The following is a 2,177-nucleotide window of genomic DNA, read 5'->3' as shown; positions in this document are numbered from 1 at the left end:
TTATCCTCTGGCCAATTCAGATAGTCGGCATATGAATATTTGATCATACCATACTGCTTTGAAAAAGAACTCTCTTTGAATTCTTGCCCCATCTGGAAGCCACCTCCGTAGGTAATTTTAACATATAATGGTATTCGCGTCGAGGTAAGTCTCAAGCACATTATAAACGCCTAGATGTTAGTCATGGCAGAACGCCTTAAACTGGTTTCCAGGGCTTCCTTGGTGTTGTGTCGATTGATACAACCCCACGAGAAAAAAGGATAATCCAAAAGACAAACTTCCGAGTCTATTGACCGGAGCATTTCTGTCGTTTATCTCTTGAACCCTCTCAAAACTTGATATTGATTAAACAATAACGTATAATTACGTTAGATAATGCGTACAAATAATTAGAAGTCGGGATGCGCTAACATCCCGACTGTACAACTGACCGCAGTGAGCGGCCTGTTTAAGAAGAGCAAGAAGCTCCCTTGGGAAAAGGGTGGGGCTACTTGCTCTTATCCATTCCTTTGACTATTATTACAGCTAAAGTAGCTAAAGAAATTGCTACCATCAACGCTTCATATACAGTCATAGACCTCACCCCCTTTCATCGGAGGATCGGCCACCCACCCAGCCCTTTGTAGTTGTACACACTCATTATATCATAATATTCTAATAAATTAGACAGTTGTGAACAGAGTATCTCTCGAAGCCGTATTCTTTTTTGTTATAGTCTCCTATTACAGTGAGGGCATATCTAATAATAGCTCAAGCCATATATCCGAATATCATATCATCCAAAAAACCAAGGTATATGAAACCTGAGTAGCACGGCGAAAACTTAGTTTTCACAAGCGAAAAATAAGCGGATTAAGTTGGTGTCAGGCATCGGTCCCCCTCCGCGAGTGGCTGCCTCAAATTACGCAACGTTGCACAATTTGAACTAATCCTAAGTATTCCTTTGGTGTCTGGCCCATAATCGAAGAAGTTCGCTAGTTTGCATAGGGAGCTTACTGTTTTCCGTTCGAAGGCCCCTTGGGTAAACTAACGAGGATTTAGGCCATTTTTCAAAATGTCGAATTAATGAAGAAAAGAGAGGTTCCATGACCCTTTGCGGAACTGTAAGCGAACGAAAGTATTACACGATCAATGTCACAAATGAAATCATAAGCGTCGATGATTGGTAAACTTCCACGGCATCACCTCCCTTCAGAGGAATGCCGACCGCCCTGCAAGCCTTTCTGTTACAGGGTATATTATTGCATACAAGTACTGAATATGGTGCATTTATAGTGCAACGTTCTCCCTTGTCAGAAGGTAAAGAGATCCGAACACCCCTAAGGGCAATCGGATCTCTTTCTAACCTTTATTGAATTTTGAGGGTGTACGACATACATAGTTTTGATCAATGAAATTATCCGAGATTGCAATTAAGCAACCCGTAAGAAAAGTTATCTGTCTTTCGTCACTTAGACTACTTGCAAGCTCGATGGCTTCCTTGGTGATATGTCGATTGATACGACCCCGCGAGAAAATAGGATGATCCAAAGACAAACTTCCGAGTCTTTTTGACCTGAGCATTTCTGTGGTTTATCTCTTGAAGAGGGCGTAGGAGTCAATTTTAAATGTCCTATCCATTGAAGAAAGGAGATGTTCCATGACCCTTGTTCTCATATTATGCCAAATTAATGATACAGTAAATGAAGGTCTGTAATTATGGATTGATTTCAGCGTGAACCCTAGTTTTCACAAGCTAAACAATAAGTGGATAAGTTGGTGTCAGGCACAGGCCCCCTTTCTAAGCTTACTGCAGACTCAATCAAAAGGATGTCTGAGGGTATTCAAGAAATTTCCGGCCATTCTTTAGATGTCTATGAACTGGCAAGCCATACTGCTCAACTAGCGGAAACTGGCGTTAAGGGAATAGAGTCTGCTGTTAGTCAGATGGATACGCTTATAAATCAATCCAAGGCTATGGAGAATGAAGTCCTTCAACTTGAAGGCAATTCTCAGAAAGTTGGCCAAATCACAGAAGTTATCACCGCAATAGCTGCTCAAACCAATCTCTTAGCCTTAAATGCCGCAATAGAAGCCGCAAGAGCAGGTGAGAACGGTCGAGGATTTTCAGTCGTGGCAGAAGAAGTACGAAAACTAGCAGAAGGTGCTACAGAAGCCACCAATGAAATTAAGACAAT

1 protein-coding gene is annotated in these 2,177 nt (G+C 41.6%); it reads left to right on the top strand.

The genetic code is table 11. From position 1 onward, the window contains the following. Positions 1-1,746: 1,746 nt before the first annotated feature. The coding region (locus HGJ98_RS09740) for a methyl-accepting chemotaxis protein (RefSeq protein ID WP_291350883.1) at positions 1,747-2,177 on the top strand (431 nt) is incomplete at its 3' end.

The organism is Desulfosporosinus sp. (assembly GCF_014237355.1).
Taxonomy (GTDB): domain Bacteria; phylum Bacillota; class Desulfitobacteriia; order Desulfitobacteriales; family Desulfitobacteriaceae; genus Desulfosporosinus.
This window is presented reverse-complemented; position numbering and strand designations above follow the sequence as displayed.